This is a genomic window from Micromonospora sp. NPDC047793, assembly GCF_040642635.1.
Classification (GTDB): Bacteria; Actinomycetota; Actinomycetes; order Mycobacteriales; family Micromonosporaceae; genus Micromonospora.
In genome coordinates this window covers 144213-158767 of record NZ_JBEYSG010000012.1, presented here as the reverse complement: position 1 = coordinate 158767, position 14555 = coordinate 144213, and the positions used below count along the sequence as shown (strand labels likewise).

Sequence of the window (14555 nt, the reverse complement as noted above, 5' to 3'; positions counted from 1 at the left end):
TTGGCGCAGGTCGTGCCCGGGCCCGAGGGTGGTCAGAAGGCCGGCAGTCGGCTGCCGAACTCGGCGGCCGACATCTCGTTGAGCGTCTCGGCACCGTCGGTGAGCGCCATGAACGCCCGCAACTGCTGCCCTCGGGTGGCGGACAGCGTGCCGATCTCGTCCAGCCGGGCCTGGATCGCGGAGCCGTTGGTGCGGATCAGGTTGGCGAGGGTCTGCCCGACCACGAAGTTCTCGTGTCCGGGACGGATGACCAGGTTGTTGATCGGGCCCTGGGCAGCACCGGGCGCCTGCGTGGCCAGGGTCATGTTGACGGCGACGAAGTCGTTGAGCATCCCGTCGTCGACGTGGATCGGCATTCTCGTACCCCGTTCAGAGGTTGCCCTGGAACAGGGCCGCGCCCTGTGCGTCCGCGACCTGGTACGTCTCGCGGATCCGGTCGATGGCGACGGCACCGGAGCCGAGCGAGTTGTTCATCGTCGTCATCCCGCCCTCCCAGACGGTCTGCGCCGCCCGGTACGACTCGGCGGCACCGCCGAGGTTCATCGTGATGAACCGGTTGACGACGGCGTTCAGCTCGTCGAGGGCGTTGTCGATCGACCGGGTGACGCCGCGCAACTCCTCGCCGCTGCCGAGCAGTCCGTCGGGGTTGAGTCCGTAGGTGGCCATCGGGGATTCCTTTCGTCGTGGGGGGCGATCAGTCGCCCTGGTACCAGCGGGAGTGCGAGGAGGTCTCCAGCTCGGCGTTGCTGGTCGCCTGGAGGTACTGACCCATCGCGGTCCGCAGCATCTCCAGGCCGTTGCGGACCTGGTTGAGGCCGCCACGCCAGTTGGACAGCTCCTGTCCGTAGAGGGTGCGGGCCTCGCCGTGCCACTGCATCGACGAGTTGACCGCATCGACGCTGGCGTCGGCGGCGTTGCAGTTGGCCATCGCCACCTCGAACGCCGACAGCAGTTGGCGGATGGTCTGTTCGTCTACTTCGTTCTGTGCGGGCATCTCGCTCTCCTTCGTGTCGGGTGTCCGGTCCGTCCGGCCGTCGCGGTCGCGGCGCCGGTCATCTGCGGGCCAGCTCGGGGGCGAGCAGCGGTCCGGTCGGCAGCAGGTCCAACAGGGGTCTGGTCACCGTCGCCGCGCCGTCCGGGCGGTAGCCGAGGACCTCGGCGACGGACGGGTCGGCGAGCGGGTACTTGATCCCGGCATCGGTGACCAGGAAGTAGCCGGTGCCGGGAAGCTGACCGGGGCGACCGAGCCGGACCAGACCGCCGACCCCGGGGGCGATCGACACCGCACCGGCCGTCTGGGCGGTGCGGGTGACCCCGGTGCCGTCGACGGTGCGGGCGGCCGGTGCGGTCAGGGGTGGTCGTGACGTCACCCCGATGCCGCCGCCGTCGGTGTGCTGCACGCACCAGACCCGGCCCGGCCCGGCATCGGCCCGGGTCGGCGGGGTGGGTGGCAGGTCGGCGGGGACGGTCGGCTGGGCGGAGACCGGCAACCGGGCCAGCGCGGCGGGGCTCATCGCGGTCGGTGCCACCGGCGCGGGCCGGTACGCCCGGGCCGTGTCCGGGTCGCTCTCCACCAGGCCGTGGGCCAGTGGGCCGAGTTGGCTGAGCCCGTCGCGGTGCAGCAGGTAGTGACGTTCGGGCAGGCCGGCGACGCGGACCACGAAGAGTTGACCGATGCGGGTGGGACGGCCGTCCACCTCCGGTCCCGGTCGGCCCCGGTCGGGTACGGGCACCGGCGCGAGGTCCGGGCCGACCGGCAGTTGCTCCAGCCAGCCGGGCTCGACCAGGACGGGTACGCCGTCGTAGCCGAAGGCCCGGCTCAGCCAGTCGCGGGTCAACGCGAAGCGGCGCCCCTGCCAGACCAGGAACGTCGGACCGGCCGCGACGCGGGCGACCATCGCCTGGTCCGCGGGGAGCAGGGTGTCGGTCGTCGACCGGTCGACCGCCAGGGTGGTCGTGGTGGCCTGGGTGCCCGCACCGTCCCGGGTGGCCGGTGCACAGACGTGCCAGGCGGTGCCCTTGAGCGCTCCGGGTGCGGGCAGGGCGTCGGGGGCGCCGACGATGCCGAGCGGGCGGCCTCGTGGCACGTCGGCCAGTGAGCGGCCGGAGACCGAGACGACCTTGGGAGCGGCACCGAAGATCAGCCGGGCTGAGGTGTAGTTGAGCACCGGGCGCAGCGTGCCGTCGACGAGGACGTACCGGCTGCCGGTCTCCTTCTCGACGACGAGTTGTCGTGGTTGTCGCCAACTGTCGGCGCCACCGGGGCGCAGGAATCCGTAGACCGCGAAGCCGGCGACGACCAGGGCGGCGACCAGCAGTCCGGCGAGGCTGCCGACCAGGATGCGACGGTGCGGGTTCTCCGGTGTCTCCGGCTCCCCCGCCACCAGCGCACCGGTGAGTCGACCCAGCACGTACGACTGGGCCTGCACCTGGTCCCGACGTGACTGCACGGCCTTCAGCCGCCCAACGCCCGGGCGAAGGCGTAGACGTCCAGGACGGCGAGCAGGACCGGGAAGACCGCGATCATCGCCAGGGTGTGGGTCAGGTCGCCGATGCGTCCCCAGTACGGCATGAGCCGTCGACCGGGCAGGGTTCGGGCGGTGGTGACCAGCAGTGCCGCGCCGATCGGCACCAGGACGGCCGGCACCAGCAGGCGCGGCCAGCCGGTGCCGGTGGTGCTCACGTGCAGCAGGACCGTGGCCAGTCCCACCACGGCTGGTCCGCACAGTGCGAGCCGGTGCCACGCGCTGGTCATCGGGCGGGCGGCGAGCAGCCGTACGGCGGCGACGAGGACGACCAGGGTCGGTGCCGCCCAGCCGTCGGCGGCGCCGACCAGCGTCAGGGCGCCGAGCGTGACGGCGGCCAGGCCGGTGTGCAGCGCGGTCATGTAGCGGTCGGCGGTGACGGTGCGGGCCAGCAACGGTTCGCTCGGCTCCGGGTCGATGCCGTCCTGCAGGTGCTCGGGCTGCACGGGCAGCGGTTCGAGGTGCAGTCCGGCCAGGCGGAACGCGAGAAGCGGGACGGCCGTACCGGCGATGGTGGCGGCGACCGCGACGACGGCGGCGGCCCGGACGGTGTTCATCGGGACGAACGCGGCGAGTGCGGCGCCGGCGGCGGTGAACAGGGCTGCGGTGAGGACGGCGGCGAAGAGTGGACCGGCCCGGCCGAGCAGGATCCGGCCGAGGGCGGCGGTGGTGAACACGGCGGTCGCCGCGACGACGAGCCGGGGGCCGTCCACCGTCAGGGTGGCGTCGGGGCGGCCGGTCTCCGGCACCAGCAGTCCGGCGAGGCCGGCGTGTGCGACGGCGGCGACCAGGAACACCGTGCCGGCGGCCCGGTCACCGACGGCGCGGGTGAGCGCGAACGCGGCAGCCAGGCAGCCCAGGGCGAGCCCGGCCGCGCAGAGCAGGCGGGGTACGGGTGGGCCGGGTGCCGTCAGCACGGCGACGCCGGTGCCGAGCAGCACCCCGAGTACGCCGAGCGCCGCCCAGCGCACCATCTGCGGTTGCCACAGGCCGGACCGGGCGCGGGCGCCGGTGGCCACGCCGTCGATCAGGTCGTCGAAGTCGACCGGCGGGATCTGTTCGGCGCGCGGGCGCAGGTGCACTGTATCGCCGTCGCGGAGGCCGAGGGAGGCGACGGTGCCGTCCTCGTCGAACGGTGGTGCGCCGAGGCGCTGCAGCACCCAGCCGCCGTGCAGCAGACCGGTGTTTGCCAGGTCCTCGCCGAGGTGGTGCAGCAGCGCCGGCAGCAGGTCGGCGACCAGCACCTGGGCGGGTACGGCCAGCTCGATCTGCCGGTCCGGTCCGCAGACGACCAGTCGGCACATCTGCTCACCAACGGCGATGGTCATGCCCTCTCTACGGGCCGTCTTCGAGGCGGTTCAACGCGGGTGCGGAATTTTTTCTGACCCGTCGCCCGGATCGGTGCGTAGTAGGAGCGCGCGGGCGGTCGGTCGGGCGGTCCGCAGCAGGGACGGGAGGGCGGACCGTGACCACAGTGGTGTTCCGGCGACCGGCGCGGCGTAACGGCCCGGAGATGCCGGCGGGCGAGATCAGTCTCCAGGAGCCGCCCGAGCTGCCCGAGACGCAGTCCGGTGGGTTGCGTCAGGTCATGACGATCATGCCGATGATGGTGATGTCCGGCGTCATGATGCTGATGTTCGTCGGTGGCGGCCGGGGCGCGATGACCTGGGTGATGATCGGTCTGATGGTGGTCGCGATGGGCGGGATGCTGATCGGCCTGATGATGAGTTCCGGCGGTGATCGCAAACGTCGGCTCGGCGGCGACCGCCGCGACTATCTGCGGTACCTGGCCCAGAACCGCCGCCGGGTGCGACGCACCGTGGCGCAGCAGCGCGACGCGGGTGCCTGGCGGCATCCCGACCCGGGTGCGCTGTGGTCGGTGGCGATGACGTCGCGGCGGTGGGAGCGGCGGGCCAGCCATCCGGACTTCCTGGAGGTGCGGTTGGGCACCGGCCGAGCGCGGTTGGCCACCCCGATCGTGCCGTTGCAGACCAAGCCGATCGAGGATCTGGAGCCGTTGTCGGCGAAGTCGCTGCGCCGCTTCATCAAGGCGTACAGCACGCTTGAGGGCCAGCCGGTCGCGGTGTTCCTGCGTGGTTTCGCGCTGATCCGGTTCACCGGTGACGCCGACGGTGTCCGTGCGGTGCTGCGCGCGATGATCACTCAGTTGGTGACACTGCACGCGCCCGAGGAGGTGGTGCTCGCGTTGTGTCTGGGTGGTGAGGGTACCGCCGACTGGGAGTGGGCGAAGTGGCTGCCGCACGTCCAGCATCCGGTCGAGCAGGACGCGGCCGGGCCCACGCGGCTGGTCGCGGAGAGCATCGAGGGGGTGGAGCGGCTGCTCGGTGAGGGTTTCCTCGCCCGGCCGCGCTACGAGCAGGGTGCCACGCCGAGTCGCGACGAGCCGTACGTGCTGGTCGTGTGTGACGGTGGGCGGATCCCGACCGGGGCCCGGATAGCCTCCGGCGGGTACCGCAACGCGGTGCTGGTCGACATCGGCACCGCGCCGGCCAGTACGCCCCGGCATCTGCTCTGGCTCGACCTGGTCGAGGACCGGCTGGAGATGGTGCGGCACGACGCGGTCGGTCGGGAGAAGCGGTCGCCGTTGGCCCGCGCCGACCGGCTCAGTGTCGCCCGGGCCCGGGCGGTGGCGCGGATCCTGTCGCCGTACCGGCTCGGTGTCGCCGCCGAGCCCGCCGCCGAGGCGCTCGACTCCGACTTCGACCTGGGGGCGCTGCTCGGGGTCGCCGACCTGAGCCGGCTGGACCTGGACGCCGCCTGGGCACCCCGGTCGGCGACCGACCGGCTGCGGGTGCCGATCGGCGTCGACTCCGACGGCGCGCCGGTGGAGTTGGACCTCAAGGAGTCGGCGCTGGGCGGGATGGGCCCGCACGGCATGTTGATCGGGGCGACCGGCTCGGGCAAGAGCGAGCTGCTGCGTACCCTCGTGCTGGCACTCGCGGCGACGCACTCCAGTGAGACGTTGAACCTGATCCTGGTGGACTTCAAGGGCGGTGCCACCTTCCTGGGGCTGGACCGGCTGCCGCACACCTCGGCGGTGATCACCAACCTGGCCGACGAGGCGGCGCTGGTCAGCCGGATGCGTGACGCCCTGCACGGGGAGCTGGTCCGCCGGCAGGAGCTGCTGCGGCAGGCCGGTGGCTACAGTTCGGCGCTGGACTACGAACGTGCCCGCGCCCAGGGAGCTCCGCTGGATCCGTTGCCCACGTTGTTCGTCGTGGTCGACGAGTTCAGCGAACTGCTCGCCGCACACCGTGACTTCATCGACCTGTTCGTCATGATCGGCCGGTTGGGGCGGTCGCTCGCGGTGCATCTGCTGTTGGCCAGTCAGCGCCTCGACGACGGTCGGATCGCGCAGTTGGAGTCGCACCTGTCGTACCGGATCGGACTGCGGACGTTCTCGTCGATGGAGTCGCGGTCGGTGATCGGTGTGCCGGACGCGCACGAGTTGCCCAGTCAGCCCGGCAACGGTTACCTGCGGACCGACGTGTCGACGCTGATCCGGTTCAAGGCCGCGTACGTCTCCGGCGCGCACCGGCCCAGGGCCGTGCGGTCCCGGCAGGACGTGGTGCAGCGGCAGTTGGTGCCGTATCTGTTGGAGCACGTGCCGTACCGCACTCCGGTGGGGGTGCCCTCGGCGGCGGAGGTCACGCCGGACGTGGCGGACGTGGCGGACGTGGCGGACGTGGCGGACGTGGCGGACGTGGCGGACGTGGCGGCGCCGAGCGTGTTGTCGGTCGTGGTCTCCCAGCTCACCGATCAGGGGCCGCCGGCACATCAGGTGTGGCTGCCACCGCTCGCCGCCGCCCCGACCCTGGATCAGTTGCTGCCGGCGCTGGCCCCGGATCCGCAGGCCGGGTTGCGGGCCGCGGACTGGCCCGGTGCCGGGCGTCTGGCGGTGCCGGTGGGGTTCGTGGACAAACCGTTCGAGCAGGTCCGTGAGCTGATGGTGGTGGACCTGGCCGGCATCGGTGGGCACGTGGGCATCGCCGGTGGTCCGCAGAGCGGCAAGAGCACGTTGCTGCGTACGGTGATCTGCGCGTTGGCGTTGACCCACAGTCCGGCGCAGGTGCAGTTCTACTGTCTGGACTTCGGTGGGGGCACGCTGTCGACGATCGCCGACCTGCCGCACGTGGGCAGTGTCGCCGGCCGGTTGGAGATCGACCGGGTGAGCCGGATCGTCGCGGAGATCGGCGCCCTGGTCACCGAGCGGGAGCGGCGTTTCGGCAGTCTCGGCGTCGACTCGATGGCGACCTACCGGCGGGCGCGGGCCGAGGGCACGATCACCGACGACCCGTACGGTGACGTGTTCCTGGTGGTCGACGGCTGGTTCACGTTGCGGCAGGAGTTCGAGGCCGCGGACACCGCGATCCGGCAGATCGTCGCGCGGGGGCTGAACTTCGGGGTGCACGTGCTGCTCACCGCCGCCCGCTGGTCCGAGGTGCACCACGGCATGCGGGACCAGCTCGGCACCCGGTTGGAGCTGCGTCTCGGTGATGCCGTCGACTCCGCCATCGACCTGCGGTTGGCGGCCACGGTGCCGCACCTGCCCGGTCGGGGGCTGACCGCGCAGAAGATGCACTTCCTCGGCGGGCTCCCGCGCATCGACGGTTGCGGTGACGCGGACAGCGTGGCCGAGGGGGCCCGCGACCTGACCGCGTCGGTGCGGGACTTCTGGGCCGGGCCGCCCGCGCCGCCGGTGCGTACGCTGCCGGCCCTGCTGCCGGCCGGCGAGCTGCCGCCGCCGGACGGCGACCTGCGGGTGGCCCTCGGCATCGACGAGGAGCGGATGCAGCCGGTCTGGCACAACTTCGAGGAGGTGCCGCACCTGACCGCCCTGGGCGACACGGAGAGCGGCAAGACCAGTCTGCTGCGCCTGCTGGTCGACGGGGTGACCCGGCGGTTCACGCCGAAGGAGGCCCGGATCATGGTGGTGGACTACCGTCGTCGGCTGTTCGACTCCGTGCCCGCCCCCTACCGGCTCGGGTACTCGGTGTCGCCGGGAGCCACGAAGGAGACGGTGGCCAGTGCGGTCGAGGGGCTGCGCAGCCGAATGCCGGGCACCGACGTCACGCCGGAGCAACTGCGTCGCCGGGACTGGTGGACCGGGCCTCGACTGTTCGTCCTGGTCGACGACTACGACCTGCTCGCCGGGCACGACAGCCCGCTCGCGCCACTGATCCCGTTCCTGCCGCAGGGCACCGACATCGGCTTCCACCTGGTCCTGACCCGAGGTGCGGCCGGGGTGATGCGGATGTCGATGGATCCGCTGATCCGCCGTCTGCAGGAGACGAACAGCCCTGACCTGGCGCTGTCCTGTCCGCCGTCGGAGGGGCCGCTGCTCGGCAACACCAAGCCGCGCATCCTGCCGCCGGGGCGGGCGCTGCTCTGCACCCGCCGGGGGCATCGACTGATCCAGACCGCGTGGACGCCGCCGCCGGAGCTGTCGCCGCCGGCCGGGGCGGTGGCCGCTGCCGCCGGATGATCCGTGGTCAGCGCGGGTTCCACCGGCGGTGTCGGCCGCGCCGCAGGACCGCGATCGAGAGCAGTACCACGGCGGTCGACAGGAGCAGCAGGGTGGTCGCCACGGCGGCGCGACGGACCGCCGGATCGGGCGCCGGGACCGAGGCCAGGACGGCGGGTGGTACCGGTTCGCGGGTCGGGGTGTCGGCCAGTGTCGGGTCGATCGTGGTGACCGCCGCGTACGGGTCGACGGTGCCGGCGCCCAGCCGGGGGTCGCCCGGTGCCGACGGTGGTTCGGCGGTCAGTCGCAGCCGGTCGCGGACCTGCGCCTGGGTCAGCTCCGGCCGGTACGACCGCACCAGCGCGGCGGCCCCGGCGACGTACGCGGCGGCGACGGCGGGTCCGCCCACCCGGTAGTGGCCGGGGCCGGCGGGTGCGACGCTGACCGCGCCGGTGGCGGGTGCCACCAGGTCGACGCTGGCGGACGGCGGGCTGTCCTCGGTCGGTACGCCGTCCGGGTCGATCCCGCCGACGGCCAGGACCTGCGGGAACGCGGCCGGATACCAGGGCGGTGCGGCGGTGGCCGACGGCGGCGCGCTCCGGTCGTCGACGGCGGCGACCACCACGATGTCGCGGGCGACGGCCTCGGCGACCGCCGAGGCGAGCCGGTCGTCGGTGCCGGGCCGGCCGGTGCCGACCAGGATCACGTCGGCGCCGAGGGTGGTCGCGGCCCGGATCCCGTCGGCGAGCCCGGTCGGCGGCACCCGCCCGTCGCGACCGGTGATCCGGATCGGCAGCACCGTCGCCGCCGGGGCGATCCCGACCACTGCGGTGCCGCTGACCGGGCGGGCGGCGACGATGCCGGCCAACGTGGTGCCCCGGCCGAGGCAGTCCCGGTCGGCCCGACCGGCGTCGGTCACGTCCCGGCCGGCCGTCACCGCTCCCCGCAGGGCCGGCGCGGTGGCGCTGACCCCGCTGTCGACCACGGCCACGGTCACCCCGGCGCCGCGGGTCAGCGGCCAGGCCGCCGACGGACCCAGTCGGGCCACCGCCCACGGCATCCCGGTGGCGGTGACCGGCGACGCACCGACGCAGCCGTCGGTCACCGTCGGCAGGGCCGGCGGCTCGTTCTGGCGGGACTGGGCGGGAGCCGCCGGTACGGCCAGCGCCGTGACCACGACACACGTGCCGAGCGCAGCTCGGGAGACCGTTCGTCCGACGGGCACCGCCGTCTCCTCTCAGCCGGTCCGGTCGGCCGGCGACCTCGGCGGTCGGGCCGTCGGGTCGTCGTCGTGCCGGTGCGGGTCGTCGTGGCCGGGCCCGTCACCCGGGGGCGGGTCGGCAGACCGGTTGCGGGCCCGCCGTGACCACCAGGCCAGACCTCCGGCGGCTGCGGCCAGCAGGAGCACCACCAGCGCGGCGACCGCTGCCGGGCCGGGGGTCGCGTCGTCGGCGAGGGTGGCGAGCCCTTCGTGCCGTTCCTCCTCGGGAAGGGTCGCGGTCACGGCGGCGCCGGCGTCGACCATGCCGAAGCCGGTCAGCGGGTCCGGGACGCGCGAGGCGGCCGGGTTCGCGGTGACCCGCAGCCGGTGGGTCACCGCCGCCGCGTCGAGGTTGGGCAGTGCCGCCCGGACCAGCGCCGCGGCCCCGGCCACGAACGCGACCGCGTACTGGGTGCCGCTGCTGGCCCGCGTCCCGTCCCTACCGGCGACCAGGGTGGCGATGTCGATACCGGGGGCGACCAGGTCGACCCCACCGCTGCGGTAGTCGGCGGCCAACTGGCCGTCGGCCCCGACGCCGGCCACCCGCAGCAGCCCGTCCGCGTCGTCGGGGCCGGTCGCGGCGCCGGTGTCGGTCGACGCGCCGGCCACGACCACCACGTCGTGCGCGAGCGCGGTACGGATCGCCTCGGCCACCTCCGGGGCGGCCGGGTCGACGTAGCCGCCGAGGGCGATCACGGTGCTGCCGGCGGAGACGGCGACCTCGATGCCGGTGGCGACGTCGGCGGCCCGTGACTGCGGGGTCGTCGTCACCACCCGCACCGGCAGCACGGCCGAGGCCGGGGCGACGCCGCCGCCGGAGCCGTCTGCGTCGTCGCGGGCCGCGATGATGCCGGCCATCGCGGTGCCCGATCCGAGACAGTCGACGTCGCCACGCTCGTCACCGGCGACGATGTCGACCCCGGTGGTGACCCGCCCGCCGAGCGGGGCACGGCTGCCGTCCACCCCGGAGTCGATCACCGCGACCAGGACACCGCCGCCCTCGGTGAGTTTCCACGCCTGCTCGGCCGCCAACTCCTGCTGTGCCCAGTCCGAGCCGGTCTGGGGGCCGGCGGTGACCGCGCAGCGGCCGGTGCCGGGCGCCGGGGAGCGTGCCGGGCTCGGGGCGGTCGCCGGTCGGCTGCCCGGGGTCGGTGTGGTGGGGGCGCCGACCGAGGAGAGCATGCCGTAGCGGACTCCCTCGCCGTAGGCGTCCCACGGCAGCACGATGATCCAGCCCGCCCGCAGCTTGTCCGGGTCGGTGAGCCGACCGCCGTCGGGTTGTACCCGGCCGGCGTTGAGGTGCAGGACGTCGGTGGTCCGTGCGGTGGTGCCCAGGAACCGCTGTGTGATCACCGACAGTCGTTCCGGTTCGCCCTGGTAGGACGAGGTCACGACGTAGTACTTGGCATAGGTCTCCACCGGGGCGGCGACCGCCCGATGCGGTGCGACCATCGACGCGACGACAGCCAGCACGAGCAGCCGGCACCACCATCGGGTCCACGAACGCCGCTGTGCCGTCACCGACCGCCTCCTCCACTCGGGTGCGTCCACCTCACGTCGACGCCTGCACTACGCACGCCGGGCCGGGCCGGTTCACCACACGTGTGGTCGGTGATCCACAGGGTTCGTTCGACGGTGCTATAGATGGACGATATGCGGCCCATCGCGCGCGCGGCGTCCGGCGGTCCCCCTCAGATCCGTCGCCTCGACGCGACCCGGCACCGCCGAGTGGAGGGCCTGTTCGACGTCTGGTTGGAGCCGCGACCGGACGGCGCGTTGGCGGCCGTGGGGGCGGACGGTCCGGCGCTGACCGCGAAGGACATCGCCGACCTGGTACGCCGGTCGGGGGCTGCCGGTGACGACGTGCGGATGCTGACCGCCGACGGGGAGCGGCGGGCGAGCCTGTTCCGCGAGGTCGCCGCCATGCTCGGTCAGGACGTGCTGATCACTCCGGCGGGTGCCGACGTCCACCATCGGTGGCTGCCCGACGAGCCGGAGGCGCCCCGGGACGCGGTCGCCGTGGGGCGGGCCAGCGGCGACCCCGTCGACTGGACGGTGCTTCAGCCGCCCGGCCTGGAGTCGTCGCTGCCGGGCTGGTTCGATCTGGTCGACGGGACCGTGCAGGCCCGGACGGGGACCGTCGTGCTGGCGCTGCCCGGGGGGCTGGCGCTGGCGACCCGGGCCGATTTCACCGCCCGGCGGGCGGCGGTGGCCCGGCTCGCCCCGGGTGACCCCGATCTGGTCACCGTGGCCGTCACGGTCCGGTCCGCCGGGTTCCTGGTCGGCGACTACCGGGGCACCCAGGAGATCCTGACCGGCCCGGCGCTGGCGGCGGCCCTGTCCAGCCTGCCGTTGTACGGCGGGGACCTGCGGCTGTGGCTGACCTGGCCGGCTGATCCCGCCGAACGGGTGCGGTTGGCCGCCGAAGTCGCCGCGCTCGCCGAGGCCAGTGGTGCGACGGTGTGGACGCCGCCGGTCGGTGGCACCGCCGAGATCCTTGCCGAGTCCGGTGACCTGCGGGCGCTGGACGCCGGCGGCGCACCGGGGCGTTGGCACGACCATCAGCCGGACGACGGGTCCGGCGGGCCGCCGCGCTACCTGAGCACCGCCGACGGTCGACTGCTGCCCACCACCGAGGTCATCATGGCCGGTCTGGCGGCGGCCCCTCGCACCAGCGTGACGGCGGCCGACGTGCCGACCGACGCAGGACCGGGTCGTCGGCCGGTGCTGGCCGCCGATCCGCAACGCCCCGCCGGGTACGGCGTGAGCTGGTTGACGGACGGGCTGCCGGTGAACACCGCCCCGGTCGAGTTGTACGTGACGACACCGGTGTCGCCTGCCGAGGTGCTGGCCGACGGCGTACCGGCTGCGGAGCTGTTCCTGATCGGTCGTCCCGATCTGGCGCAGGCCGCCGCCGGCCGCCGGGGCGGGTACCTGTTCCGGGCCCGGGTGGCACCCGGCGGGGCGGTCCGGGTCACCTCTCTCGACCTGCACGTGCCCGCCGACCTGCAGCACCTGCTGGCGCAGGCCGACGCGTACCTGCTGCCGGCCGGTCGGCTCGACCGGGTCCGGATGCTCGCCGCGTACTCCCTGGACCGGGCCTCGGTGTCCACGCTGGAGCGGGAGTTCGACGAGCCGGTTCCGGTCCGGTTGCGGTGTGCCGGGGCCCGGCACGGGGTGGTCGGCCTGCCCAACGACGCGGACCGCTGGCCACGGGCCCGCTTCGGCCGCTGCTACGCGCTGGTGCCCGTCACGGCTCGGGCGCTACCCGGCGGTTGGCTGCCCCTGCACCGCGAGCAGCCCGGTGTCCGGGACGGCCACTGGCTCGTCGAGCTGCGGGTGCCCGCGCGGCGGGCGATCGACGTCGCGGCCACCGCGGACCGGCTGGACAGCCTGCCGCTGGTGCGCTCGCGGGCCCCGCGCCTGCGGGCCGCCGGGATCGCTCTGGTGCTGCCGACCCGGGCCTACCCCCGGGTGACGGTCACCCGCAGGTTCCGGCCGACGGCTCAGGGCTGGATGGTCGTCCCCGGGTCGTCGGGCGCCGTGTCGTTGGCGGCGATGCTGTCGGCCGTGCCGCCGTCCGACTGAGTCGGGGCGACCGGTTCGGTCGGGGTCGGCACCTCGACCACGATCGACCATCGGGCGCGGAGTACCTCCCCGGTGAGCACCGGCACCACTGCGCCACCGCTGTCCGCCGCCATCCGCCGCGCAGCCCGCAACCGTGCGCCGCGCAGCCCGCCGCTGAACACGACGGCCGCTGTGCTGCCGGGGTCGGGCATGTCCAGGGGGAACTCGTCCAACCATCGGGCGCCGGGCGGCGGGTCGGCACCGAGCGCGTCGCCGACGACCATCACGTCCACGTCCGCCGCCAGCAGTTGCCGGGCCAGTGACGCGGCCCGTTGCCGGCAGGCGACCGGGTCACCCGTCACGGTCAGAACGTCCGGGGTCCGGGCCAGGTCGACCCAGAGGCCCCACCCGTCGCGGTGGCCCAGCCGGACCGGAACCCGGGCACCGGTGAGTTGCTCGTCGTCGGCCAACCAGGCGTACGCGGGCGGGGCGGAGGGGCCGGCCGCACCGACGAGCTGGACCCGCAGTGCGGTGGAGGCGTCGTCGAGGTCGGTGCGCAGTTTGGTGTATCCACTGGTCCCGCTCTCGGGCCGGGGGCGCACGGCGGATTCCGGCGGGCCCGAGGCGAGCCGCTGGTCGCCCCCGTCGCGTGAGCTCGACGCGACGATCGGACCGGGTGCCGTGGAGGCCGGGCCGCCCGACGTGACAGCCGGGCCGCTCGGACGGTCCGGCGCGTCGGTGGTGTCCGGGCCGTCAGTGAGGTCCGGGGCGCTCGTCGAGTCCGGTCTGAGAATGGTGCGCCCGGGGCTCGGCCCGACTTCGGTGGTCAGGCCGACGGAGGCGGGCACCGGTGGCGGGACGGCGGTTCTCCTGTCGGGGGCGGATGCCGGGACGGTGACCGGCGCTGCGGTGTCAGCCGGAACGACGACGGCGGCCGTCGGCGGACCGGATGCCCCGGTGGCCTGCGGTCGGGGCACCGGGCTGCGCTCCGGTCGGACCCGTGGTGCGGGTGGTTCCCCGATCGGAGCGGTGTCGGCCTGGCTCGTTCCCGGCCGCCCGCGTCGCAGCATCCACAGCACGATCGCGAGCAGCATCACCATGACGCCGAACGCCGCCAACCGGAACAGGAAGCCGCCGAGGCCGTCCGGGTCGGGGGCGTTCGGCGGCGGTCCGGCGGCCGGCGCCTCGCCGACGGACCCGGCCGGCTCCGTCACCTCCGGCAGTGGTCCCACCGTCACCCCGGGGCCGTCGGCGTCGGCCGGCAGCTCCAGCAGCCAGCCCTCGCGCAGCACCAGCGGATCGGTGAGCCGCGCACCGTCCGGCTGCAGACGGTCCCGATTGAGGTCGAAGATCTCCCGGAACCGGTTGCCGTCGCCGAGGGTGCGTGCCGCGATCTGGTACAGGAACTCCGGTGCGCCCTGATCGGTCGCGCCGACGACGTAGTAGCGGGTCGTGGCGGACCCCGTGGTCGCCGATGTCGGCGTGTCCGCAGGTGCGGCGGCGCGGGCCGGGCCGGCAGTCGCGAGCGCCAACAGGGCGGACACCAGCACCACGGCAGCCAGGCCACCGGTACGGCGTCGACTGACGCGAAGCCCCATCGTCGACCGTCCCTTCCCGACTGGAATCCACTCCGGACCACCGGCCCGCTGCACCCGGGTTGCCGCACCCACTACGCACGCCGCCACCGTCTGGTTCACACGGTGGCGGGAGCGCGGTG

General features: G+C 74.1%; 10 protein-coding genes. 2 read left to right on the top strand and 8 right to left on the bottom strand.

Annotated elements, in window-relative coordinates; all coding sequences use genetic code 11:
- Positions 1–32 precede the first annotated feature (32 nt).
- The 5 genes from ABZ738_RS22785 to eccD are packed head-to-tail and all read right to left on the bottom strand — an operon-like array spanning position 33 to position 3853.
- Entirely contained in the window at positions 33–356 is a 324-nt protein-coding gene (locus ABZ738_RS22785; protein WP_131053792.1) for a hypothetical protein, read from the bottom strand.
- A gap of 13 nt (positions 357–369) precedes the next feature.
- Entirely contained in the window at positions 370–666 is a 297-nt protein-coding gene (locus tag ABZ738_RS22780; protein WP_131053793.1) for a WXG100 family type VII secretion target, read from the bottom strand.
- 28 nt (positions 667–694) lie between these two features.
- Positions 695–994 (bottom strand): hypothetical protein, encoded by a 300-nt coding sequence (locus ABZ738_RS22775; RefSeq protein WP_131053794.1) that lies wholly within the window; start codon positions 992–994, stop codon positions 695–697.
- 58 nt (positions 995–1052) lie between these two features.
- Entirely contained in the window at positions 1053–2450 is a 1398-nt protein-coding gene (gene eccB, locus ABZ738_RS22770) for a type VII secretion protein EccB (protein WP_357216094.1), read from the bottom strand.
- Positions 2451–2455: 5 nt separating this feature from the next.
- Positions 2456–3853, bottom strand: a complete 1398-nt coding sequence (gene eccD, locus ABZ738_RS22765; protein ID WP_357216091.1) for a type VII secretion integral membrane protein EccD — start codon at positions 3851–3853, stop codon at positions 2456–2458.
- A 185-nt stretch (positions 3854–4038) separates the two neighbouring features.
- Here eccD and eccCa point away from each other — a divergent pair, with 185 nt between their 5' ends.
- Positions 4039–8031, top strand: a complete 3993-nt coding sequence (gene eccCa / locus ABZ738_RS22760; RefSeq protein ID WP_357216155.1) for a type VII secretion protein EccCa — start codon at positions 4039–4041, stop codon at positions 8029–8031.
- A 7-nt stretch (positions 8032–8038) separates the two neighbouring features.
- Here the strand turns inward: eccCa and ABZ738_RS22755 are convergent, their stop codons facing one another.
- Positions 8039–9235, bottom strand: coding sequence for a S8 family serine peptidase (locus tag ABZ738_RS22755; RefSeq protein ID WP_357216088.1), 1197 nt, complete (start codon positions 9233–9235; stop codon positions 8039–8041).
- Positions 9236–9247: 12 nt separating this feature from the next.
- Positions 9248–10792, bottom strand: coding sequence for a S8 family serine peptidase (locus tag ABZ738_RS22750; RefSeq protein WP_357216085.1), 1545 nt, complete (start codon positions 10790–10792; stop codon positions 9248–9250).
- Positions 10793–10924: 132 nt separating this feature from the next.
- Between ABZ738_RS22750 and ABZ738_RS22745 the strand changes: the two genes are divergently transcribed.
- Complete coding sequence (locus ABZ738_RS22745) at positions 10925–12859, top strand: hypothetical protein (RefSeq protein ID WP_357216082.1); 1935 nt, start codon at positions 10925–10927, stop codon at positions 12857–12859.
- Here the strand turns inward: ABZ738_RS22745 and ABZ738_RS22740 are convergent.
- Positions 12778–14436 (bottom strand): hypothetical protein, encoded by a 1659-nt coding sequence (locus tag ABZ738_RS22740; protein WP_357216079.1) that lies wholly within the window; start codon positions 14434–14436, stop codon positions 12778–12780. The two genes, ABZ738_RS22745 and ABZ738_RS22740, sit on opposite strands and share 82 nt — an antisense overlap.
- Positions 14437–14555 lie beyond the last annotated feature (119 nt).

What these genes read in the sequence shown, in the direction of transcription:
- ABZ738_RS22740 (WP_357216079.1), bottom strand. Translation starts at nt 14,436, where the DNA reads ATGGGGCTTCGCGTCAGTCGACGCCGTACCGGTGGCCTGGCTGCCGTG.
- ABZ738_RS22775 (WP_131053794.1), bottom strand. Translation starts at nt 994, where the DNA reads ATGCCCGCACAGAACGAAGTAGACGAACAGACCATCCGCCAACTGCTG.
- ABZ738_RS22785 (WP_131053792.1), bottom strand. Translation starts at nt 356, where the DNA reads ATGCCGATCCACGTCGACGACGGGATGCTCAACGACTTCGTCGCCGTC.
- ABZ738_RS22780 (WP_131053793.1), bottom strand. Translation starts at nt 666, where the DNA reads ATGGCCACCTACGGACTCAACCCCGACGGACTGCTCGGCAGCGGCGAG.
- eccD (WP_357216091.1), bottom strand. Translation starts at nt 3,853, where the DNA reads ATGACCATCGCCGTTGGTGAGCAGATGTGCCGACTGGTCGTCTGCGGA.
- ABZ738_RS22745 (WP_357216082.1), top strand. Translation starts at nt 10,925, where the DNA reads ATGCGGCCCATCGCGCGCGCGGCGTCCGGCGGTCCCCCTCAGATCCGT.
- eccCa (WP_357216155.1), top strand. Translation starts at nt 4,039, where the DNA reads ATGCCGGCGGGCGAGATCAGTCTCCAGGAGCCGCCCGAGCTGCCCGAG.